The organism is Streptomyces sp. UH6, from assembly GCF_013421635.1.
Lineage (GTDB): Bacteria > Actinomycetota > Actinomycetes > Streptomycetales > Streptomycetaceae > Streptomyces > Streptomyces abyssomicinicus.
The window spans coordinates 1-2,606 of the sequence record NZ_JACADT010000804.1 but is presented as its reverse complement, the minus strand read 5'-3'; the positions used below and the strand labels follow the sequence as shown (position 1 = coordinate 2,606).

3 protein-coding genes are annotated in these 2,606 nt (G+C 70.6%); 1 reads left to right on the top strand and 2 read right to left on the bottom strand.

The genetic code is table 11. From position 1 onward, the window contains the following. Positions 1–36 precede the first annotated feature (36 nt). Positions 37–594 carry an ATP-binding protein gene (locus HW445_RS26080; RefSeq protein WP_180223338.1) on the bottom strand — a complete coding sequence of 186 codons (558 nt, stop codon included), beginning with the start codon at positions 592–594 and terminating at the stop codon, positions 37–39. 252 nt (positions 595–846) lie between these two features. Then, positions 847–1,230, bottom strand: a complete 384-nt coding sequence (locus HW445_RS26075; RefSeq protein ID WP_151774511.1) for an STAS domain-containing protein — start codon at positions 1,228–1,230, stop codon at positions 847–849. Between the two features lie 238 nt (positions 1,231–1,468). Here HW445_RS26075 and HW445_RS26070 point away from each other — a divergent pair, with 238 nt between their 5' ends. Further along, complete coding sequence (locus HW445_RS26070) at positions 1,469–2,494, top strand: RNA polymerase sigma factor SigF (protein WP_257231295.1); 1,026 nt, start codon at positions 1,469–1,471, stop codon at positions 2,492–2,494. Positions 2,495–2,606 lie beyond the last annotated feature (112 nt).

The following is a 2,606-nucleotide window of genomic DNA, read 5'->3' as shown; positions in this document are numbered from 1 at the left end:
CGCTGCAGGGGGCGCGGCGCGGCAGGGACCGCAGGCTCAGGCGGTGGGCTGCGCCAGGTCGGCCCAGACCGTCTTGCCGGGAAGCTCGGGGGCCGTCACGACCCCCCAGTCCATCGACAGCCGCTGGACTATGAACATGCCGTGACCGCCCGGCCGCCCCGCCTGATGCGGCGTCCGCGGCGTCGGCTGCCCCTCCCCCCGGTCGGTGACCGCGACCCGGATCGTCTTCCGGTCGAAGGTCAGCGTCAACGCCTCCGGCCCCTCCGCGTGCAGGCACGCGTTGGTGACCAGCTCGGACACGATCAGCAGCACGTCCTCCGCCGCCGCGCGCCCGTCGTCCGTGGACGACGGCAACCAGCCCCACGCGTACAGGGCCTGCCGCGTGAAGTCCCGGGCGAGGGGCACGACGCCGCTCTCGTCCGCCAGATTGACTTGCCGTACCTCCGGCGCCACCGGCGCGCCTCCGTTCGATGCCCCCGTCACCCGCTGAAGGGCGGGAAACGCCCCGTTCACCGCCGTGGCGCGCGGGGAGGAGGAAGCGCCGCCGGGCTGCGGGCCGCGATCGCCCGGCGGATGGGGCCGGGTGGTGCTCATCAGCGCTTCACCTCACCGATTCACCAATACACGAGTGGACTCGGGTTCTCCGGAGCGTCGCGGGCGGTGCGGGCCGTCGGCCCGGTCCCGTCCAGGGCGCCCCCTGTCCTCAGCAATTCTCCTGCCCGCCCCGGACGAGGGAACACTCACCGATTCGCCCCGTTTCGCCCTATCCGCCATCTTTCACCGATTCAGCACACGATGTCACGAATGCCCGCCCTCGGCGTCGCTCTTCGTGACCTCCGTCGCCGATCAGCCGGCTCCCGTGCCCTCCGCGAGCGCACCTTCCACCGTGTCGTGCACGGAGAAGACCGTGTCCGCGCCGGTGATCTCGAAGACGCGCGCCACCGCGGGCCGCATCGCCACCAGATGGATGCCTCCGCCGGCTTCCTCCGCCTTCAGGCGGGCGCCGAGCAGTACGTTCAGCCCCGTGGAGTCGCAGAACTCCAGCCGGGAGCAGTCCACCACGAGCCGGGTGCGCCCCTTCGCCAGGTTGCGCTCCAGCGGCTCGCGGAGAAGTTCGGCGGTGTGGTGGTCGAGTTCGCCCGCCGGGATCACGACGGCACTGGCTCCCTCTTCCCGTACCTCCACCAGAAGCCGGCCCGACTGCGCGCTGCCGACCGTCCCGTGGTCCATTGCCGTCTCTCTCTCGACGTCCGATCTGCTGATTCCGCCTCCGAACCCTACGCCTTTTGAGCAAGATTCGGCAGCCGAACAATCATAAGAAGTGGGACATAAGCGTACAGAGGGTGCTTGCGGTCTTGTTGCTCGAGCGGGTAGGGCTGATGAGAACACATCCGATCCGACCGGCTTGGAGGCGCCGCACACCTCAAGAAGTGCACGAACTGGCTTCGGCAGCCGTATGCCGAGAACGATGGAGGACTTCATGTCACCCCGGCTCGACGCATCGCATACCCCCAGAGCGACGTCGGCAATCCCGCCCCAGTCCCGCGCCGACCTCCCGGACCTCGCGGTCACCGGGACACTCCCCGACCGGACGCTCCCCCACCAGCGGACCGGGTCCGCCCTCGACGGCGATTCCGGCACTCCGCCGGGGCCCGCGGGCACCGCGCCCCCCGCGGATCCCACCGGGCTGCTGGACGGGCTCCCCGAGATCCCCCACTACGCGGAAGTGCGGGCGGCGGACGCCCGCGCACTCTCCAAGTCGCTGTTCGCGCGGCTGGATTCGCTCGAGGAAGGCACCTCCGAGCACAGCTACGTCCGCAACACCCTGGTCGAGCTGAACCTGGCCCTGGTCAAGTTCGCCGCCTCCCGGTTCGGCTCCCGCAGCGAGCCGATGGACGACATCATCCAGGTCGCCACCATCGGCCTGATCAAGGCGATCGACCGGTTCGAGCTGAGCCGCGGTGTGGAGTTTCCCACATTCGCGATGCCGACCATCATCGGCGAGATCAAGCGCTTCTTCCGGGACACCTCCTGGTCCGTGCGCGTCCCGCGCCGGCTCCAGGAACTGCGCCTCGACCTCGCCCGGGCCACCGACGAACTGCAGCAGCGGCTGGACCGCGCGCCGACCGTGGGCGAGCTGGCCGAGCACCTGGGCCTCTCCCGCGAAGAGGTCCTGGAGGGCATGGTCGCCTCGAACGCCTACACCGCCTCCTCGCTGGACGCCCAGCCCGAGGAGGACGACTCGGAGGGCGCCCTCGCGGACCGGATCGGCTACGAGGACGACGATCTGGAGGGCGTCGAGTACATCGAGTCGCTCAAGCCCCTGATCGCCGGTCTCCCGGCCCGGGAGCGCAGGATCCTGTCGTTGCGGTTCACGGCCAACATGACCCAGTCCGAGATCGGCGAGGAGCTCGGCATCTCCCAGATGCACGTCTCCCGGCTGCTGTCCCGGACCCTGGTCAGGCTCCGCGAGGGCCTCACCGGCGACGAGTAGCTCCACCGCCGGGTGCGGGGAGCCTCGGGGGCCTCACACCTCGCGGACGCCGCCCCGCCACACCCCCGCCACCAGCGGGACGCCCGGCCGGTAGGCCAGGTGCACGTGGCTG